Origin of the sequence: Halomonas sp. H10-9-1 (assembly GCF_040147005.1) — a bacterium.
Lineage (GTDB): Bacteria > Pseudomonadota > Gammaproteobacteria > Pseudomonadales > Halomonadaceae > Halomonas.
Map to the genome: position 1 here is coordinate 3,740,846 of NZ_JAMSHO010000001.1, position 19,737 is coordinate 3,760,582.

20 protein-coding genes are annotated in these 19,737 nt (G+C 65.6%); 1 reads left to right on the top strand and 19 read right to left on the bottom strand.

What is annotated here, in order from left to right; all coding sequences use genetic code 11:
- Positions 1-93: 93 nt before the first annotated feature.
- Entirely contained in the window at positions 94-951 is an 858-nt protein-coding gene (gene hexR, locus NFH66_RS17460; protein ID WP_349611569.1) for a transcriptional regulator HexR, read from the bottom strand.
- A 220-nt stretch (positions 952-1,171) separates the two neighbouring features.
- On the opposite strand from hexR, the gene NFH66_RS17465 reads away from it, so the two are divergent.
- Positions 1,172-1,387 carry a PA3496 family putative envelope integrity protein gene (locus tag NFH66_RS17465; protein ID WP_349611570.1) on the top strand — a complete coding sequence of 72 codons (216 nt, stop codon included), beginning with the start codon at positions 1,172-1,174 and terminating at the stop codon, positions 1,385-1,387.
- Positions 1,388-1,469: 82 nt separating this feature from the next.
- Here NFH66_RS17465 and NFH66_RS17470 read toward each other — a convergent pair whose 3' ends face one another.
- From NFH66_RS17470 to NFH66_RS17555, 18 genes are all read right to left on the bottom strand, one after another.
- A complete protein-coding gene (locus tag NFH66_RS17470; RefSeq protein WP_349611571.1) occupies positions 1,470-2,813 on the bottom strand; it encodes a sodium-dependent transporter in 1,344 nt (447 codons plus the stop codon).
- A gap of 332 nt (positions 2,814-3,145) precedes the next feature.
- Entirely contained in the window at positions 3,146-4,015 is an 870-nt protein-coding gene (locus NFH66_RS17475; protein WP_502878684.1) for a DUF72 domain-containing protein, read from the bottom strand.
- Positions 4,016-4,020: 5 nt separating this feature from the next.
- A complete protein-coding gene (gene glmS, locus NFH66_RS17480; RefSeq protein ID WP_349611573.1) occupies positions 4,021-5,856 on the bottom strand; it encodes a glutamine--fructose-6-phosphate transaminase (isomerizing) in 1,836 nt (611 codons plus the stop codon).
- A 14-nt stretch (positions 5,857-5,870) separates the two neighbouring features.
- Positions 5,871-7,235, bottom strand: coding sequence for a bifunctional UDP-N-acetylglucosamine diphosphorylase/glucosamine-1-phosphate N-acetyltransferase GlmU (gene glmU / locus NFH66_RS17485; RefSeq protein WP_349611575.1), 1,365 nt, complete (start codon positions 7,233-7,235; stop codon positions 5,871-5,873).
- 3 nt (positions 7,236-7,238) lie between these two features.
- Positions 7,239-8,345 (bottom strand): FAD:protein FMN transferase, encoded by a 1,107-nt coding sequence (locus NFH66_RS17490; protein ID WP_349611577.1) that lies wholly within the window; start codon positions 8,343-8,345, stop codon positions 7,239-7,241.
- Between the two features lie 22 nt (positions 8,346-8,367).
- Positions 8,368-9,165, bottom strand: a complete 798-nt coding sequence (locus NFH66_RS17495; RefSeq protein ID WP_349611578.1) for an undecaprenyl-diphosphate phosphatase — start codon at positions 9,163-9,165, stop codon at positions 8,368-8,370.
- Between the two features lie 104 nt (positions 9,166-9,269).
- Positions 9,270-10,643, bottom strand: a complete 1,374-nt coding sequence (mgtE, locus tag NFH66_RS17500) for a magnesium transporter (protein WP_349611579.1) — start codon at positions 10,641-10,643, stop codon at positions 9,270-9,272.
- 113 nt (positions 10,644-10,756) lie between these two features.
- Positions 10,757-11,185 (bottom strand): F0F1 ATP synthase subunit epsilon, encoded by a 429-nt coding sequence (locus NFH66_RS17505; protein ID WP_349611580.1) that lies wholly within the window; start codon positions 11,183-11,185, stop codon positions 10,757-10,759.
- Between the two features lie 25 nt (positions 11,186-11,210).
- The gene (gene atpD / locus NFH66_RS17510; protein ID WP_349611581.1) at positions 11,211-12,587 is read right to left on the bottom strand and encodes a F0F1 ATP synthase subunit beta; all 1,377 of its coding nucleotides are present in this window, start codon (positions 12,585-12,587) and stop codon (positions 11,211-11,213) included.
- Positions 12,588-12,653: 66 nt separating this feature from the next.
- Positions 12,654-13,535: a F0F1 ATP synthase subunit gamma gene (gene atpG / locus NFH66_RS17515; RefSeq protein WP_349611582.1), complete on the bottom strand. Its 882-nt coding sequence runs from the start codon at positions 13,533-13,535 to the stop codon at positions 12,654-12,656.
- A 71-nt stretch (positions 13,536-13,606) separates the two neighbouring features.
- Complete coding sequence (atpA, locus tag NFH66_RS17520) at positions 13,607-15,151, bottom strand: F0F1 ATP synthase subunit alpha (protein WP_349611583.1); 1,545 nt, start codon at positions 15,149-15,151, stop codon at positions 13,607-13,609.
- A gap of 16 nt (positions 15,152-15,167) precedes the next feature.
- Entirely contained in the window at positions 15,168-15,704 is a 537-nt protein-coding gene (locus tag NFH66_RS17525; RefSeq protein ID WP_349611584.1) for a F0F1 ATP synthase subunit delta, read from the bottom strand.
- Between the two features lie 11 nt (positions 15,705-15,715).
- Positions 15,716-16,186 (bottom strand): F0F1 ATP synthase subunit B, encoded by a 471-nt coding sequence (locus NFH66_RS17530; RefSeq protein WP_349611585.1) that lies wholly within the window; start codon positions 16,184-16,186, stop codon positions 15,716-15,718.
- Between the two features lie 76 nt (positions 16,187-16,262).
- Positions 16,263-16,490 carry a F0F1 ATP synthase subunit C gene (gene atpE / locus NFH66_RS17535; protein WP_023006402.1) on the bottom strand — a complete coding sequence of 76 codons (228 nt, stop codon included), beginning with the start codon at positions 16,488-16,490 and terminating at the stop codon, positions 16,263-16,265.
- A 76-nt stretch (positions 16,491-16,566) separates the two neighbouring features.
- Positions 16,567-17,394, bottom strand: a complete 828-nt coding sequence (gene atpB, locus NFH66_RS17540; RefSeq protein WP_349611586.1) for a F0F1 ATP synthase subunit A — start codon at positions 17,392-17,394, stop codon at positions 16,567-16,569.
- Between the two features lie 16 nt (positions 17,395-17,410).
- Positions 17,411-17,803 carry an ATP synthase subunit I gene (locus NFH66_RS17545; RefSeq protein WP_349611587.1) on the bottom strand — a complete coding sequence of 131 codons (393 nt, stop codon included), beginning with the start codon at positions 17,801-17,803 and terminating at the stop codon, positions 17,411-17,413.
- 176 nt (positions 17,804-17,979) lie between these two features.
- Positions 17,980-18,900 (bottom strand): ParB/RepB/Spo0J family partition protein, encoded by a 921-nt coding sequence (locus tag NFH66_RS17550; protein ID WP_349611589.1) that lies wholly within the window; start codon positions 18,898-18,900, stop codon positions 17,980-17,982.
- A gap of 35 nt (positions 18,901-18,935) precedes the next feature.
- On the bottom strand, positions 18,936-19,706 hold the full coding sequence (locus tag NFH66_RS17555) for a ParA family protein (RefSeq protein ID WP_161431915.1): 771 nt from the start codon (positions 19,704-19,706) through the stop codon (positions 18,936-18,938).
- Positions 19,707-19,737: the final 31 nt, after the last annotated feature.

Below are 19,737 nucleotides of genomic sequence, written 5' to 3' on the forward strand. Positions count from 1 at the left end.
TAAGCCGTAAGCCGTAAGCCGTAAGCCGTAAGCCGCGAGGTTACCCCAGCCCACTAACGGCAACGGTTTTACTTATAGCTTACGGCTTAAAGCTTATGGCTTTGGTTCGGGGAAACGCAGCGGCGTCAGGCTCTTCTTGACCGCCTTGAGCTGCTCGGCGAGCTTCGGCCCGCGGGTCTTGGCCACGCCGACGGCAAGCACATCGACCAGCACCAGATGGGCGATGCGCGAGCTCATGGGAGTATAGATCTCGGTGTCTTCGTGGACATCGATGTAGAGCGGCAGGGTGACCTCCTCGGCCAGCGGCGAGCCGCTGGGGCAGAGCCCGATCACAGTGGCGCCGGCCTCCTTCGCCAGGCGCACGCTGGCCACCAGCGCCCGGGTACGCCCGGTCTGGGAGATCGCCACCACCACATCGCCCTCGTTGAGGGTCACCGCCGACATGTTCTGCATATGCGGGTCGGCATAGGCGGCGGTGGAGATCTGCAGGCGGAAGAACTTGTGCTGGGCATCGAAGGCCACCGCGCCGGAGGCCCCGAAGCCGTAGAATTCGACCCGGTTGGCCATCGCCAGGGAGTTGATCGCGCGGCTCAGCGCCTCGTTGTCGAGGCGGTCACGCACCGACAGCAGGGTGCCTACGGTGGAGTCGAAGATGCTGTGGGAAAACTCCGCCACCGAGTCGCTGTCGTTCATGGAGAACTGGGCGAACTGGCTGCCGGCGGCCAGCATCTGGGCCAGGCGCAGCTTGAAATCCTGGAAGCCATTGCAGCCCAGGGCACGACAGAAGCGCACCACGGTAGGCTCGCTGACCTTGGCCTCGGTGGCCAGATCGACGATGCGCATATGGATGACATCGTCGGGGTTGCGAAGCACGAAGCGTGCCACCTTCTGCTCGGAGCGGCGGAAGTGCTCCATGCGGCGTCTCATCTCATCGAACAAGGCACGGCTCACGCGGGACTCCTCGGCTGGCCGCCGGGCGGCGGCAAACGATCATGGGTTCTCGCTACAGTATGCCCCAAGGCGGGGTGGGATGCGCAGCCCATCGCCATACGGCCCGCCACTCCCCCCGGCGCAGGCGCCCCACTCCGCCCCGAAGCTCACAGCGTCATAATTCTGTCAAGTACGGTATAGTAGATAGTGCAGTGTCGCGAACCCTCGAGGAGAGTCGAAGATGCACGACGCCGAACGGTTAACGTCCCTGAAGAGTGAGCTTCTCGATATTTTCATGAGCATGGAGGTCCAGGAGCACCAGCAGCGCGCCCGCACGGCGGCCCAGCGCCATCTGCGCGCGCGGCGAGGCATCGAGCTGCATGAGGAGTTCAAGCAGCTGACCCAGGAGATCGCCGAACTGGCCGAGGAGGAGATGACCGACGACGCCATGCACTGATGCCCTATGATCCAACGGCAGCAAGCCCCACGGAGGTGGGGCTTGCCAGGGCCGACGGATGCCCCGCCAGGGGCTTTCGCGGCTAGATCAGGCCATAGACGAACACCGCAATCACGCCGATCGGCGCTATCACCCGGGCGACGATCTGCCACAGCGAAGCCTGCATGCCGGAGAGGCCCAGTTCGCCGAGCACGCTGTCACGATCGAGGCGCCAGGCCACGAACAGGATCGCCCCCAGGCCGGTCAGCGGCAACATGAACTTGCTGGTCAGGGTATCCAGGAAGTCGAAGATGTTCAGGCCCACAATCGACAGTTCGCTCCAGACGTTGAACGACATCAGCGCGGCGATGCCCAGCGCCCAGACTGCCACGCCGGCCACCAGGGTGGCGGCCATGCGGGAGAGCGGGGTGCGCTCCTCGAGCAGCTCCACCGTCGGCTCCAGCAGGGAGATGGCCGAGGTCAGGGCGGCGAAGGTCAGCAGCAGGAAGAACATCAGGCCGAGGATGGCGCCGCCTGCCATGTTGCCGAAGGCGAGCGGCAGGGTGACGAAGATCAGTCCCGGTCCCTCGCCCGGGCTCAGGCCGTTGGCAAACACGATGGGGAAGATCGCCATGCCGGCGAGCAGCGCGATGACGGTATCGAAGATGATCACGGTACGGGCGGTGCTGATCAGACTGATGTCCTCGCCCAGGTAGGAGCCGTAGGCCATCATGATGCCCATGCCCAGCGACAGGGTGAAGAAGGCCTGGCCCATGGCGGCAAGCACCACCTCGCCGTTGATGGCGCTCCAGTCGGGGCTGAACATGAAGGCCATGGCCTCGCCGAAATGCCCGGTGGTCATGCCGTAGATCACCAGGATCACCATCAGGATCACCAATGACGGCATCAGGGTGCGCACGGCGCCCTCCAGGCCCTTGGTCACGCCGCGGGCGACGATGAAGATCACCAGCGCCATGAAGGCGGTGTGCCACAGGGTCAGGGCCATGGGGTTGGCCAGCAGGCCACTGAACAGGGCGCCGATGCCATCGGAGTCCTGGCCGCTGAACTGGCCAGTGATCGAGCCCAGGGTATAGGAGAGCGACCAACCGCCGATGACGCTATAGAAGGAGAGGATCAGGAAGGCGGCGAGCACGCCGCTGACGCCGACCATCGCCCAGGCCGGTAGACGACCGCTCTGGCGGGCCAGGTCCAGCATGGAGTTGATCGGGTTCTCCTGGCCACGGCGGCCGATCAGCCACTCGGCGACCAGAATCGGCAGGCCCACCAGGGCCACGCAAGCCAGGTAGACGAGCACGAAGGCCGCGCCTCCGCTGTCACCGACCATATAGGAGAAGCGCCAGATATTGCCCAGCCCCACCGCCGAACCGGTGGCTGCCAGGATGAAGGCCATCTTCGATGACCACTGTGCGTGGGAGAGTTTCGACATGTTTCACCCTGAATGTACGTGTCACCAACGGCCGATCCGGCGCGATGGCGGCTTGTGCTTGTCATTGCCACGTCCAGAGCGCCCCGGGTCACGGGGCACCGTCAAGAGTGGCAGGGATCCAGGCAGGATCGCTGCCGTTGCGCTCGCGACAGCCGGCGGGTGGCCATCTGTCGTGAGTGCTGGAGCGCCAGAATATCGAAAGATCCACGCGAATTAGGCGCTAGATCCAGTCAAAATCCAGAGATATGGACGCTCCGACCCATAAAACTATCCGATCAAACGCCCAATGGCCAGCGTCTTTTGGGCTATAAGACTTGTCCCCGGGAGCCCCCCTAGGGACTGAACAGACTGGCCTGGGCCTCGCCGGGAAAGGCGGGAAGCGGTGGCAATGACAGCCTTTCCGCCAGCCGCTCATAGAGGCGCCTGGCCAGCTGGGGTGCCTGGCGATTATCGGGAGTATGCACAAACAAGAAAGGGGTTTTCCCCTGATCTATCCACAGGGAGAGTCGCTCGATCCAGGCCTCGAAATAGCGCTCGTTGACCTCCGCATCCAGGTGCCCGATAAATCGCACCAGCGGTCGATTCCCCGTGGAAAGCACGTGTAATGGGCGTCTCGGCTTCTCGCGCTGGGCTTGGATCAATCCGGCATGGTCACCGGCAGGCGTCGAGAAGAGCGGCCGAACGTCGAGCATCACGCGGTCGACGCCGTGAGTTATCAACAATCTGTTCAGGGCGATCTCGGCCCACCCCTTGTGGAAGAATTCGCTGTGACGCACCTCCACGGCGCAGGGAATTCCTACCGGCCAGCGCGCCAGCAGGGCTTCCAGTCGTCCCAGCTCGGTGCCACCAAAGTCTCGGGGCAACTGGACCATCAGCGGGCCCAGGCGATCATGCAACGGCTCGAGCGCCGCGAGGAAGGCGTCGAGATCCGACTCGATGCCAACCAGGCGCCGCTCATGGGTCAGGGTGGCGGGCAGCTTGAAGCAGAAGCGGAACCCGGGCGGTGCCTGGCGGGCCCAGGCCGCCACCGTCTCGCTCCGCGGTGCGCCGCTGTAGAAGGTGGTGTTGCCCTCCACGGCGGCGAACACCCGGGCATACTCCTCGAGCCCACCACCACCCGCCGGGTAGAGCCCCCCGCGCCAGTCGGCATTGGCCCACATGGGCAGGCCCAGGTGCAGGCGGGGCTCAGCGCTATCGGGGATAAGGGTTACTCCACCGTCACCGACTTGGCCAGGTTGCGCGGCTGATCCACGTCGGTGCCCTTGAGCACCGCCACGTGGTAGCTGAGCAGTTGCAGCGGCACGGTATAGAGGAGTGGTGCCAGCGCCTCGTGTATCCGTGGAAGGTGCAGTACATGGATGCCCTCGGCCGGCGCGAGGCCGACCCCCTCGTCGGTGAATACGAACAGCTCGCCGCCCCGGGCCCGCACCTCCTGGAGGTTGGACTTGAGCTTGTCGAGCAGCTCGTCGTTGGGCGCCACGGAGATCACCGGCATGTCGCTGTCCACCAGGGCCAGGGGGCCATGCTTGAGCTCTCCGGCCGGGTAGGCCTCGGCATGGATGTAGGAGATCTCCTTGAGCTTCAGTGCCCCCTCCAGGGCGATGGGGAAGTGGGCACCACGGCCCAGGAAGAGGGCATGCTGCTTCTCCGCGAAGGCCATGGAGAGTGCCTCGATGGCCGGATCCAGCGCCAGCACCTGTTCCACCAGTCGCGGCAGGCCACGCAGTGCCGTCACCACCTCGGCCTGCACGGCCTCGTCGAGGCCCCGGATGCGGCCCAGCGCCAGGGTCAGCAGCATCAGCGCGGTGAGCTGGGTGGTGAAGGCCTTGGTGGAGGCCACGCCGATCTCGGGACCGGCCTGGGTCATCAGCGAGAGGTCCGACTCGCGCACCAGGGAGCTGCCCGGCACGTTGCAGATCGCCAGGCTGCCCAGATAGCCACCGGCCCTGGCGAAGCGCAGTGCGGCCAAGGTATCGGCGGTCTCGCCGGACTGGGAGAGGGTCACGAACAGGGTGCCCTCGGGCACCACCACCTGGCGGTAGCGATACTCCGAAGCCACCTCCACCTGTACCGGCACGCCTGCGTATTTCTCAAGCCAGTAACGCGCCACCATGCCCGCATGGTAGCTGGTGCCGCAAGCGACGATATGGATCTGCCTGGCCTGCCGGAAAAGCGCCTCGGCGTCGGGACCGAAGCTCTCCACCAGCGCCGAGCGATCCCCCAGCCGCCCCTCCAGGGCGGCGGCGATCACCGCCGGCTGCTCATGGATCTCCTTGAGCATAAAGTGGCGGTACTCGCCCTTGCTGGCGGCGCCGTCGCCGTGCTCGAAAGCCTGCACTCCGCGCTCCACCGCCGCACCCTCGGCGTCGAACACCTCGATGCGTCCGCCGGCGGAGAGCCGCACCGCGTCGCCTTCCTCCAGGTAGATGAAGCGGTCGGTGACCTGCAGCAGCGCCAGCGGGTCGGAGCCCAGGAAGGCCTCGCCGATGCCCACGCCCACCACCAGCGGGCTGCCCTTGCGGGCGCCGATCACGACACCCGGCTCCTCGGCGTGGATCACCCCCAGCGCATAGGCTCCGTCCAGCCGAGCCAGCACCCGCTGCACCGCGGTGAGCAGGTCGCCGGCCTGGCGGCTCTCGCGCTCCAGCAGGTGGGCGATCACCTCGGTATCGGTCTCGGAGCTGAACACATAGCCCTCGGCCTCGAGCTCGCGGCGTAGCATTTCATGGTTCTCGATGATGCCGTTGTGCACCACCGACAGGCTCTCGCCGGACTGGTGGGGATGCGCGTTCTCCTCGCTGGGCCGGCCATGGGTCGCCCAGCGGGTGTGGGCGATCCCGCTGTGGCCCAGCAACGGCTCGGCAACCAGGCGCTCCTCCAGCGCCGCCACCTTGCCCATCGCACGACGCCGCTGCAGGCTGCCGTCGGCGGCGAGCACCGCCATGCCGGCGGAGTCATAGCCGCGATACTCCAGGCGCTTGAGTCCCTCCAGGAGTATCCCTTCCACGTTGCGCTCGGCAACGGCTCCGACGATTCCACACATCGCTGTCTTTCTCCTCAGTCGTCCTGCTTACGGGGTCGCGGCCACTCGGCCTTGCTGACCTGGCGTGCCCGGGTTACCGCCAGGGCGTTGTCGGGCACATCCTTGGCCACGGTGGAGCCGGCCCCCACCGTGGCGCCACGTCCGATGCTCACCGGCGCCACCAGGGCGCTGTTGGAGCCGATGAAGGCATCGTCGCCGATCTCGGTACGGTGCTTGTTGGCGCCGTCGTAGTTACAGGTGATGGTGCCGGCACCCACGTTGACGCCCCGCCCCAGGCGGGCATCGCCCACGTAGCTCAGGTGGTTGATCTTGCTGCCCTCGCCCACCTCGACGTTCTTGGTCTCGACGAAGTTGCCCACCTTGGCCCCCACCGCCAGGCGCGAACCGGGACGCAGCCGCGCGAAGGGCCCGATGGTAGCGCGTCCGGCGATCACCGAACCCTCGATGACGCTATGGGGCTCGATCACGCTCTCGGCGCCGATATGGCTGTCGCGGATCACGCAGTGAGGGCCGATACGCACCCCTTCGCCGAGCTCCACGTCCCCCTCGAAGACACAGCCCACGTCGATCTTGACGTCGTGACCACAGTGCAGGGACCCACGTACGTCGAGACGCGCTGGGTCGGCGAGCGCCACGCCCTCGGTCATCAGCCGCTCGGCGATGGCCTGCTGGTGGGCCCGCTCGAGGCGCGCCATCTGCAGGCGGTTGTTGACGCCCTCCACCTCGACCGGGTCGGCCGGCTGGGCGGTGACCACCCTGACCCCCTCGGCGGCGGCCATGGCGATGATATCGGTGAGATAGTACTCGCCCTGGGCATTGTCGGCGGAGAGCCTCGGCAGCCAGCGGCGCAGCTGGCTGGCGGTCATCGCCATGATACCGGTATTGCACTCGCGCACCGCCCGCTCGCTCTCGCTGGCATCCTTGTGCTCGACGATGGCCACCGCCTCCCCCTCGGCGTTGCGCAGGATGCGCCCATAGCCGCTGGGGTCGTCGAGGGTCACGGTGAGAAGCCCCAGGTGGTCATCATCGACACCCTCCAGCAGCCGCTCGAGGGTCGCCCGATGGATGAGCGGCACGTCGCCGTAGAGCACCAGCACACGGCCGTTGCCGAGCCCCTCCAGGGCCTGGGCCACGGCATGGCCGGTGCCCTTCTGCTCGGCCTGCAGCGCGAAGTGCACCCGGCAGTCGGCCAGCGCCTCGCGCACCTTCTCGGCACCATGGCCCACCACCACATGGGTACGCTCGGCATGTAGGCCTGCGGCGGTTTCTATCACATGGCGCACCATCGGCTTGCCGGCCAGGCGGTGCAGCACCTTGGGCAGGGTCGAGCGCATCCGGGTGCCCTGCCCGGCGGCCAGTATCACGACGTCAAGTGTCATCCATCACTCCTGATCCTGTTGTCCATGTGGCTGCGGGCGGACGCCGGCCATGGCCTCGAGGCCGAGCTCCTCCACCCGCGCCTGGCCGAACCGCTCGACGAAGGCGGGGGTGACCCGGCTCGTCCAGCCGTCGTCCTCGCGTATGATCATCAGCGCACTCAGCTGGCGCTCCCGGGCCAGTGCCATGCCCGCCTCCTCGCCCAGTACCATCAGCGCCGTGGCCCAGGCATCCGCCCAGGCGTTGGAGGCGTGGAAGACGCTCACCGAGGCGAGCCGATGGGTGATCGGCCGCCCGTTGCGCGGGTCCAGGGTGTGGGAGTAGCGCCGCCCGTTCTCCTCGAAGTAGTTGCGGTAGTCGCCGGAGGTGGCCACCGAGACATCGTGCAGCGGCAGCAGGTGCCGCGCCTGCTGGCGATCCTCCAGGGGGGCCTCGATGCCGATGCGCCAGGGCTCCTCAGCGCCGTCGCGGTAGCCGCTGGCGAGCAGGTCACCGCCAAGGTTCACCAGGTAGTGCTCGATGCCCTCGCGGTCCAGGAAGGCGGCTACCCGGTCGGTGGCGTGCCCCTTGGCCACCCCGCCCAGGTCGACGGTCACCTCCCGCGTTCGCCTGGCCTCGCGGCGCTGCTCGTCGAGCTCCAGGGCATCCGTGCCGATCTGCGCCAGTCGCTCGGCCAGCTCACCGGCGGCGGGGATCTCCCTGGGACGCGCCTCCGCGCCGAAGCTCCACAGGTTGACCAGCCCGCCGACCGTCATGTCGAAGGCGCCGCCGCTGGCCTCGGCCACCGAGCGACCGATGGCCAGCACCTCGACCAGCTCGTCGGAGAGGGGCTGCCACTCCCCCGTCGGGGCCTGGTTGAAGGCCGTGAGCTCGGAGTCATCACGGTAGATCGACATGCTCGCATCGACGGCCTCCAGCTCGGCGAGGATCCCCTCTTCCAGGGCATTGACCTCGGCCTGGGTCAGGGCATCGACGAGGGTGACCTGATAGAAGCTGCCGAAGATGGCGCCCTCGAGGCGTACCGGCGAATCGAGCGGCCGGTCACGCTCGGAGCAGGCCGCCAGCGCAAGCAGCAGCAGTAACAAGGGCCACAGCAACGGGCGTCGGGTCACGCGGAGCCTCCTCACAGGGTGTTTACCAGAATAGCCACAGCAGCCAGATACCGAGAAGCAGCCGATAGATCACGAAGGGCTGCATGCCGACCCGCTTGATGAATGCCAGGAAGTAGTGGATGCAGAGATAGGCGCTGATCCCCGAAAGCAGGGCTCCCACCGTCAGAGTAAACCAGTCCACCTGGGTCGCGTCGCGGATCAGCCCGCTAACCTCCATGCCACCGGCCAGCACGATCACCGGGATCGACATCAGGAACGAGAAGCGCGCCGCGCCTTCCCGGCTCATGCCCAGCAACAGCGCCGCGGTGATGGTGATGCCCGAGCGCGAGGTGCCGGGGATCAACGCCAGTGCCTGGGCCAGCCCGATCAGCAGGGCATCGCGCAGGGTCAGCTGATACTCGTCGCGGCTGCCACGCTGGCGCAGGTCTGCATAGGCCAGCAGCAGCCCGAAGGCAATCAGGCCGAAGGCGATGATCAGCGGCGAGCGCATGCCTTCCGCGATGGGATCGTGGAAGGCCAGGCCCACCAGGCACACCGGGATCGTCGCCAGTACCACCCACCAGGCCAGGCGGGCGTCCGGATCCGCCCCGCGCCCCGCCAGGGAACCTCCCCAGCTCAGCGCCATGCGTACCAGCTCCTGGCGGAAGTAGAGCACCACCGCGGCCAGGCTGCCGATATGCAGCGCAACGTCGAAGGCCAGGCCCTGGTCGCCCCAGTCGGTAAGCGCCGGCACCAGGATCAGGTGAGCGGAACTGGAGATCGGCAGGAACTCGGTGAGTCCCTGGACGATGGAGAGTACGACGACCTGAAGCCAATCCATGGAGATGTCCTGTCAGCTGTAGCCAACGCCCGCAGGCGACACGCCGCGCAGAGGATACACGCCCGGCGGCGGACTGTCCGCCCCGCTTGCCATCGGGCCAAGCCTCATGCCGCGGAAAGGAGCGCCGTGGCGATGCCGAAGTAGATCAGCACTCCCGAGGCGTCGATCAGGGTAGTCACCAGTGGCGCCGAGGCGGTGGCCGGATCCCAGCCCAGGCGATCGAGCAGGAAGGGCAGGCACATGCCGAGCAAGCTGCCGAACAGCACGATGGTGACCATGCTCATGGCCACCACCAGGGCCAGCGCCTCGCCGCCGCGCATGACCCCGATGGGTGCCACCGCCAGGGCCATGGTCAGCCCCAGGGAGCCGGCCACCAGCAGCTCGCGCCCCAGCAGCTTGCTCCAGTCCTTGATCCCCACGTCTCCGGTGGCCATGCCGCGTACCATCAGGGTGGCGGCCTGGGCACCGGCGTTGCCGCCGCTGCCGATCAGCAGCGGCAGGAAGAACACCAACGCCACCTGGGCGGCGATGATCTGCTCGAAGTAGGCGATGCCCGCCCCCGAGAAAAGGTTAGCGAACACCAGCAGCACCAGCCAGGTCACCCGCTTGCGGTACAGGCTCCACAGCGGCACCCGGCTGACCCCGTCCTCCAGCGTGCCGATCGACATCCCCTTGTGGATATCCTCGGTGGCCTCGGACTCGACCACGTCCATGGCATCGTCGTGGGTGACGATGCCCACCAGCCGCGTGTCGGCATCCACCACCGGCAGCGCCAGCAGGTCATAGCGAGCGACGATGCGCGCCACCGCCTCCTGGGTCTCGTCCACCGGAACGTGGATGACGTCACGGATCATCAGCGCGTCGATACGCTCCCCGGGGGGAGCCACCATCAGTTGGCGCAGCGACAGCGTGCCGGCCAGCCGCCCCTGGGCGTCGACGATATAAAGCTGGTAGACCGTCTCGGCATCGGGGGCCGTCTGGCGCACCCGCATCATCGCCTGGGAGACCGTCATGCCACTGGGGATGGCCACATAATCCGCGGTCATGATCGCCCCAGCGGTGCCCTCTGCGTAGCTGGCCAGGCGCTTGAGCTCCTCGCGTTCGTGGCGTGCCATCCGTCGCAACAGCCGCTGGCGGCGATCCTCGTCGAGCAGGTTGAAGAGATCGGCACGCTCGTCGGACCCCATCTCCTCGAGGATCGCCAGCAGGCGCTCATCACTGAGCGCCTCGGCGAGCACCAGCTGAGCATCACCGGGCAGATGCCCGAGCACGCTGGCGCGACGCTCCAATGGCAGGCGTCCCAGCAGGGCAAGGGCCCGGGGCGGGTCGGCCTGCTCCTTGAGGATCGCCTCGAGAATCTCGGCAATATCCGCCGAACGCAGCTCGGGCAGCAGGGCATCGAGGCGTTCGCCATCCTCCTCGTCGAGGGCCTGGCAGAGTGCGAGCCGGTGCGTGTTCAGGCTCTCGCTGATTGACATGGCATCCTCCACGGCGCCCCAGGGACAGGCCACCGGGATGTCAGAGACAAGAACGCCCCCGTACGCGTCGTTGCCGACGAGCAGGGGGCGCGAGACTCACGCAGGGGCGATGATCAGCCCTTGCCGGCCTTCTTGCGCAGTTGCTGGATCGTGCGCAGTTGGGCCACGGCCTCGGCCAGCTCGGCCGATGCACGGGTGTAGTCCAACTCGGCGGACTTGTCGTTGAGGCTCTTCAGCGCATGCTGACGTGCCTCTTCGGCCGCCGCCTCATCGAGGTCATGGGCACGGGTGGCCGAGTCGGCCAGGATGGTCACCACGTCCGGCTGGACTTCCAGGAAGCCCCCCGAAACGTAGTAGCTCTCTTCCTGGCCGCCATCATGAAGCACGCGCACCGGTCCCGGCTTGAGCTCGGTCAGCAGCGGGGCGTGGCCGGGCAGGATACCCAGCTCGCCCATACGCCCGTTGGCGATGATCCGCTCGATCTGGCCGGAGAAGACTCCCTCTTCGGCACTGACGATCTCGCACTTGAAGCTCTTCGTCATGACGACGTCTCCCAGGTAGACGGGATTACTTCATCTGGTTGGCTTTCTCGACGGCCTCGTCGATGGTGCCGACCATATAGAAGGCCTGCTCCGGCAGCTCGTCATACTCGCCGTCGAGGATGCCCTGGAAGCCGCGGATGGTGTCCTTGAGGGACACATACTTGCCGGGCGAGCCGGTGAACACCTCGGCGACGAAGAACGGCTGCGACAGGAAGCGCTGGATCTTACGCGCCCGTGACACGGCCAGCTTGTCCTCGTCGGAAAGCTCGTCCATGCCCAGGATCGCGATGATGTCCTTGAGCTCCTTGTAGCGCTGCAGCACGTTCTGCACGCCGCGAGCGGTCTTGTAGTGCTCCTCGCCGACCACCAGCGGATCGAGCTGGCGGGAGGTGGAGTCCAGCGGGTCGATGGCCGGATAGATCCCCAGCTCGGCGATCGAACGCGCCAGTACCACGGTGGCATCCAGGTGCGAGAAGGTGGTCGCCGGAGACGGGTCGGTCAGGTCATCCGCGGGCACGTAGACGGCCTGCACGGAGGTGATCGAGCCGGTCTTGGTGGAGGTGATGCGCTCCTGGAGCACACCCATCTCCTCGGCCAGGGTCGGCTGGTAACCCACCGCGGAGGGCATCCGGCCCAGCAGGGCGGAAACCTCGGTCCCGGCCAGGGTATAACGGTAGATGTTGTCGACGAACAGCAGCACGTCACGGCCTTCATCGCGGAACTTCTCGGCGATGGTCAGGCCGGTCAGGGCCACGCGCAGGCGGTTCCCGGGCGGCTCGTTCATCTGACCGTAGACCAGCGATACCTTGTCGATAACGTTGGATTCGGTCATCTCGTGATAGAAGTCGTTACCCTCACGGGTACGCTCACCGACACCGGCAAACACCGAGTAACCGCTGTGCTCGGTCGCGATGTTGCGGATCAGTTCCATCATGTTGACGGTCTTGCCCACACCGGCGCCGCCGAACAGGCCGACCTTGCCGCCCTTGGCGAACGGGCAGACCAGGTCGATGACCTTGATGCCGGTCTCGAGCAGCTCGTTGGAGGCCGCCTGGTCGGCATAGCCCGGCGCACTACGGTGAATCGGCATGCGCTCTTGCTCGCCGATCTCGCCCGCCTCGTCGATGGGCTCGCCGAGCACGTTCATGATGCGACCCAGCGTCTCCTTGCCCACCGGCACGGAGATGGCCGCACCGGTGTTGGTGACGTCCATGCCACGCTTGAGCCCCTCGGTGGAGCCCATGGCGATGGTACGCACCACGCCATCACCCAGCTGCTGCTGGGTCTCGAGCACGGTCTCGACATTCGAGACCTTCAGCGCGTCGTAGACCTTGGGAACATTGTCCCGCGGAAACTCTACGTCAATCACCGCGCCGATGATTTGTACGATACGTCCGCTCATCTTGGTTCCTCTCAAATACCTGAAAATGAAACCTGCATGCCGGGAGGACCATGGCCTCCCTGGCGCTTATACGGCCGCGGCACCACCGACGATCTCGGAGATTTCCTGGGTAATGGCCGCCTGACGGGCCTTGTTGTACACCAGCTCCAGGTCGTCGATCAGATTGCCCGCGTTGTCGGTGGCACTCTTCATGGCGATCATCCGCGCGGCCTGCTCGCAGGCCCCGTTCTCGACCACCGCCTGGTACACCTGCGATTCGACGAATCGCACCAGCAGGCTGTCCAGCAGCGCCTTGGCATCCGGCTCATACAGGTAGTCCCAGCTACCGGGACGCTTGTCTTCTTCGTCGTTCGAATCCGAGCCCATATCGGGTGACAGGGGCAACAGCTGACGGACCACCGGCTTCTGGGTCATGGTGTTGACGAACTCGTTGTACACCACGCACAAGCGGTCCAGCCGGCCCTCGTCATAGGCATCCAGCATCACCTTCACGCTGCCGATCAGGGCCTCGACCTCGGGCGCTTCGCCCAGGCCGCTCTTCGCGGCGACGAGGTTACCCCCGTAGCTCTTGAAGAAACTGCCGGCCTTGCTGCCCAGGGCACAGAAATCCAGCTCGGCCCCCTGGTCGCGCCACTCCTTGGCATCCTTGATCACGGCCTTGAACAGGTTGACGTTCAGGCCGCCACACAGGCCGCGGTCGGTGGACACCACGATGTAACCGACGCGCTCTACCTTGCGCTCGACCATCCAGGGATGACGGTACTCCGGGTTGGCATCGGCGACATGCGCGACCACGTTGCGAATCTGGCGCGCGTAGGGCTGGCTGGACTTCATCAGGTCCTGGGCCTTGCGCATCTTCGACGCCGCGACCATTTCCATGGCGCTGGTGATCTTCTGCGTGTTCTTGATGCTCCCGATCTGGGTGCGTATCTCTTTTGCAGCTGCCATAGCGATCTACTCCGTTCGTGGCACTCAGTAAGCTCCAGGGCCCGTCCCGCTGACGGGACGGGCCAACGGGATTACCAGCTCTGAGTGGCCTTGAACTTCTCGAGACCCTCTTTCAGTCCATCCTGGATCTCGCTGTTGTAGTCGCCGGTCTGGTTGATCTTGTCGAGCAGCTCGGCGTACTCGGCCTTCATGAAGTCGCGCAGGGCACGCTCGAAGTCCAGGATCTTGCTGACCTCGACCTCCTCCAGGTAGCCCTCGTTGGCGGCATACAGGGAGAGCGCCATCTCGGCCACGGACATCGGCGAGTACTGGTTCTGCTTCATCAGCTCGGTCACGCGCTGGCCGTGCTCCAGCTGCTTGCGGGTGGCCTCGTCCAGGTCGGAAGCGAACTGGGCGAAGGCCGCCAGCTCGCGGTACTGGGCCAGGGCCAGACGCACGCTGCCGCCGAGCTTCTTGATGATCTTGGTCTGGGCGGAGCCGCCGACACGGGAGACCGAGAGGCCGGCGTTGATGGCCGGACGGATGCCCGAGTTGAACAGGTCGGTCTCGAGGAAGATCTGGCCATCGGTGATGGAGATCACGTTGGTCGGCACGAATGCCGAGACGTCCCCCCCCTGGGTCTCGATGATCGGCAGCGCGGTCAGCGAGCCGGTCTTGCCCTTCACCTCGCCGTTGGTGAACTTCTCGACGTAGTCGGCGTTGACGCGCGCGGCACGCTCCAGCAGGCGGGAGTGGAGGTAGAAGACGTCACCCGGGTAGGCTTCGCGGCCCGGCGGACGGCGCAGCAGCAGGGAGACCTGACGATAGGCCACGGCCTGCTTGGAGAGGTCATCGTAGACGATCAGGGCGTTTTCACCGCGGTCGCGGAAGTACTCGCCCATGGTGCAACCGGAGTAGGCCGCGAGGAACTGCATCGGGGCCGGATCGGCGGCGCCGGCGGCGACCACGATGGTGTGCTCCATGGCGCCATGCTCTTCGAGCTTGCGCACCACGTTGGCGATGGTCGACTGCTTCTGACCGATGGCCACATAGACACAGGTGACGCCGGTGCCTTTCTGGTTGATGATGGCATCGATGGCGATGGCTGACTTGCCGATCTGGCGGTCGCCGATGATCAGCTCACGCTGGCCACGACCGATCGGCACCATGGCGTCGATGGACTTGAAGCCGGTCTGGATCGGCTCGTCAACGGATTGACGAGTGATGACGCCGGGGGCGACCTTCTCTACCGCGTCGGTCAGCTTGGCGTTGATATCGCCCTTGCCGTCGATGGGGTTACCCAGCGCATCGACCACGCGCCCGCACAGCTCGGGGCCCACCGGCACCTCGAGGATACGACCGGTACACTGGGCGGTCATGCCCTCTTCGAGCTGCAGGTAGTCGCCCAGCACCACGGCGCCCACGGAGTCGCGCTCGAGGTTGAGCACCATGCCGAAGATGCTGCCGGGGAACTCGATCATTTCACCAAACATCGCGTCCTCGAGGCCGTGCACTTTCACGATGCCGTCGGAAACGCTGACGATGGTGCCCTGATTGCGGGCTTCGGATGCGACGTCAAGCTTCTCGATACGCTGCTTGATGATGTCGCTGATCTCGGAAGGATTCAGTTGCTGCATGCCATGTCCCTCAGACTCAGGCGGAAAGGGCTTCGGAGAGGCGGTTCAATCGACCACGCACCGACCCGTCGATGACGGTGTCGCCGGCACGCAGGATGACACCACCGAGAAGCTCGGGATCCACCTGAGTGGTAATGGAGATTTCGCGATTCAGGCGCTGCTTGAGCGCGCCGGCGAGCTTGTCCTGCTGGGCCTTGGTGAGCTTGTAGGCCGACACCACGCTAACGTCGACGCGCTTCTCGTGATCGGCGAGCAGCGTCTCGAACTGTTCGCGGATCGCGGCCAGCGCCGGCAGGCGCCCCTTCTCACCCAGAGTGGCGAGGAAGCGGGCGGCCGCCTCATCGAGCTCGACCTCCGCCAGTTCGACCACCAGGGCCACCTTGCGCTCGACGTCGAGCTTGGGGCTGGAGAGAAGCTTGAGCGCCTCGCGGCTCGTTACCACGATGGCCAGCTTGTTCAACCAGTCGGACCAGGTATCCAGCGTCTGGTGATCGCGTGCGTACTCGAACGCCGCCTTGGCATAGGGCCTGGCGACGGTAGACAGTTCCGCCATGGATCACCTCCTCACAGTTCGGCAGCAAGCTGGTCGAGCAGCTTGCGATGGGCCTTCTCGTCGATGGAGGCTTCCAGGACACGCTCGGCGCCGGTGACCGCCAGGCGGGACACCTGGGCACGCAGCTCGTCCTTGGCACGATTGACTTCCTGCTCGATCTCGGCGCGGGCGGAGGCGACGATACGCTCACCTTCGACGCGGGCCTGCTCGCGGGCCTCCTCGACCATCTGGGAGGAGCGCTTGTTGGCCTGCTCGAGAATCTGTGAAGCCTGCTCCTTGCTTTCGCGCAGCGTCTGCTCGACACGCTCCTGGGCGAGCTCCAGGTCGCGCGTGGCACGACTGGCCGCATCCAGCCCATCGGCAATCTTCTTCTGGCGCTCGGCAAGCGCGTTGCTGACCGGCGGCCACACGTACTTTATGCAGAACCAGACAAAGATCGCGAAGGCGATCGTCTGCCCGATCAGCGTCATGTTGATATTCACGGGGCGGTACCTCTGACAGGTTCGTGTTGTCCGGAAACAAGCAAACCGAGCGCCAGGCGCTCGGTGCTGTCAGGCATCAACCGGCAACGACGAAGATCAGGTACATCGCGATACCCACGCCGATCATCGGCACGGCGTCGAGCAGGCCGGCCATCAGGAAGGTCTTGGTCTGCAGCTGGTCGCCCAGCTCCGGCTGGCGAGCGGTAGACTCGAGCAGCTTGCCACCCAGGATGGCGAAGCCGATGCCGGTACCCAGCGCGCCCAGACCGATCATGAGAGAGGCAGCGATATAGACGAGTTCCATGGTAGTGCTCCTGATTGAGAGTAGTTAAGGGTAAAGGTTAAGGGTTGAGGTTAAGGGTGTTGCAAGGGGTTCGACTTCAGTGGTGCTCGTGAGCCTGGCTCAGGTAGACGACAGACAGCACGGTAAAGATAAAGGCCTGCAGGGTGATGATCAGGATGTGGAAGATGGCCCAGGGCACGTTCAGGGTCCACGCCACCCAGAAGGGCAACAGGGCGATCAGGATGAAGATCACCTCACCGGCAAACATGTTGCCGAACAGACGCAGGCCGAGGCTAAGCGGCTTGACCAGCAGTCCGATGGTCTCCATCACCAGGTTGAAGGGGATCAGCGACCAGTGGTTGAAGGGCGTCAGCGAGAGCTCCTTGGCGAAGCCACCCACTCCCTTGACCTTGAGACTGTAGTAGATGATCAGGGCGAACACGCCGATGGCCATGCCCAGGGTGGCATTGGGATCGGTGGTGGGCACGATCTTCATGTAGTTGATGCCGAGGCGGGCAAACAGCTCCGGCGCATAATCCACCGGGATCAGCTTGAGCAGGTTCATCAGGAAGATCCAGACGAACAGCGTCAATGCCAGGGGAGCGATCACCGGGTTGCGGCCATGGAAGGCGCCACGCACGGTAAGCTCAACAAACTCGATGACCACTTCCACGAAGTTCTGTAGCGGCCCGGGAACACCGGTGGTCGCCATCTTGCCGGCCTTGCGGAACAACCAGATGAACAGCACGCCCATGGCGATGGACCAGCCCATGGTATCCAGGTGAATGGCCCAGAAGCCCATCTCGCTGGCCTCTTGACCACTATGCGCCAGCGACCAGCCATTCTCGGGGTGGTGGCCGAAGGTCAGGTTCTGGAGGTGGTGCTGTATATAGTTAGCCGCCGTGTTATCACTGCCTGCTGCCATGCGAAGTTCACCTCGGTTAAGGGGTCGACCGCTCGCGCCTAAGCCATATTGCCAGCCAGGGCATGAGGTGGGTCGCCACGTATGCGCTGAAGAAAGAAATCGGGTTTGAGGGGGGCACGGCCACGAAGACCAATGCCAGCAGTGCCACCGTCAAACCAAACTTGCCCGCTTCCGCACGGTAAAGGTTCATCACGAACCGATGTGCCTGTCTCCCTCCTCGCGCCAGGCTGCTACGCCAGACGAAGAATGCCTGGGGAACCAGCCCCACCAGGGCGCCTGAAAACGCGGATTGTCCCGCCTCGATGCCGCCGAGCAGGGCCGCCCCCGTGATCACGACGAGCATTCCCAATGCTTCCAGCCGCAGCAGGCGCCAGCCCATGGTACGCCGGCGGGTGACGGTATGCCTCATCGTCTTCTCACCGCCCCCTCGGGCGGACCTGGCGCCAGGCCAAAACCACCGCGGATTATAGGGAAGCCCCCTCGGGGCTTCAACTGAGGCATCATGCTTTCGGCCTGATTTTCGATCATTTCTCGACCAAAGGCGCAGAAGTTGTCGACAGCTTGACGCGTATCATGCCGCATCGCCTACCGAATATGTTCCAGGATGCCATCCAGCTCGTCGAGGCTCGAGTAGCGAATGGTGACGCGCCCCTTGCCGCCACGCCCATGCTGAATCTTTACCGGCGCGCCGAGTACCTCGCCGAGACGCGTCTCCAGGCGCGCGACATCGGGGCTTACGGGTGCCTGCTCGGCCGTCCTGCTCCCTCCCTCGGCGAGACGCTTCACCAGCGCCTCGGTAGCGCGCACGGTGAGGTCCTGGTTGACCACCTCGTGGGCGGCCCGGCGCTGCTTGGCCGCAGAGAGCACGAGCAGGGCGCGGGCGTGGCCCATGTCCAGGTCGCCGCGCTCGAGCAGGGTCTGTACCTCGGGGTCGAGAGCCAGCAGGCGCAGCAGGTTGGTGACCTGGGTCCGGGACTTGCCCACCGCGTCGGCCACCTGCTGCTGGGTGAGCTCGAACTCCTCCAGCAGGCGTTTGAGGGCCATCGCCTCCTCGATCGGGTTGAGGTTCTCACGCTGGATGTTCTCGATCAGCGCCAGGGCCAGGGCCACCTCGTCGCTGACCTCGCGGATCACCGCGGGGATCACGTCGAGCTCGGCCAGCTGGGCGGCGCGCCAGCGGCGCTCGCCGGCGATGATCTCGTAGCGGTCCTCGGCCACGGGGCGCACCACGATGGGCTGCATCACCCCTTGGGCACGAATCGAGTCGGCCAGCTCCTCCAGCGCCTCGGGCTGGATGTCGCGGCGCGGCTGGTACTTGCCGCGGGAGAGCTGTCCCAGCGGCAGGCGCTCGAGGCGTTCGGCCGGTGCCGGTTCGGCAGACGGGGTGCTGGCCGCCACCTCGCCATCGGCGAGTTCCATCTCGGGCAGGTCGAGGCTCTCGCGACGGCGGGCATTACCACCGATCAAGGCATCCAGGCCTCGTCCCAGGGCGCGTTTACGCGTCATCGACATTCCCTCATCACTGATGTTGCACAACAGGGTTACAGCGACAGGCGCCGAATCAGTTCCTTGGCCAGCACCCGGTGGGCCTGGCTGCCCCGCGAGAAGCGCGCATATTTGGTTACCGGCAGGCCGTGGCTGGGCGCCTCCGCGACCCGCACGTTGCGCGGGATGGTGGCCTTGAGCAGGGTCTCGCCGAAGTAGTCGCGCAGCTGCTTGGTGACGTCGCGGGTCAGGCTGTTGCGGGCATCGAACATGGTGCGCAGGATGCCGTAGACCTCGATCCGGGGGTTCACGCTGTCCTTGATCTGCTCCACGGTGTCGAGCAGCGCCGAGAGGCCCTCCAGGGCGTAGAACTCACACTGCAGCGGAATCAGTACGCCATGGGCGGCGGTCAGGCCATTGACGGTGAGCATGTTGAGCGATGGCGGGCAATCGATCAGCACGACGTCGTACTCGTCCGCGACGCCGGCCAGGGCGTTCTCCAGACAGCGCTCGCGCCCCGCCTCGCGATCCAGCAGCGCCACCTCGGCCGCGGTGAGGTCGCCGTTGCCCGGCAGCAGGGCATAGCCGGCTTCGGGGCAGTCGAGGATCACCCCGGCGGCATCGCGCTCGCCCAGCAGCACCTCCAGCACGCTGCCATCCAGTTCGTGCTTGTCGATGCCACTGCCCATGGTCGCATGGCCCTGGGGATCGAGGTCGACCAGCAGCACACGACGATCCAGCGCCGCCAGGCTGGCAGCGAGATTGACCGCGGTGGTGGTCTTGCCGACGCCACCCTTCTGGTTGGTCAAGGCGATGATCTTGGTCACGGGCAACTCCGTTGCGAGGAAACGCGGGTTG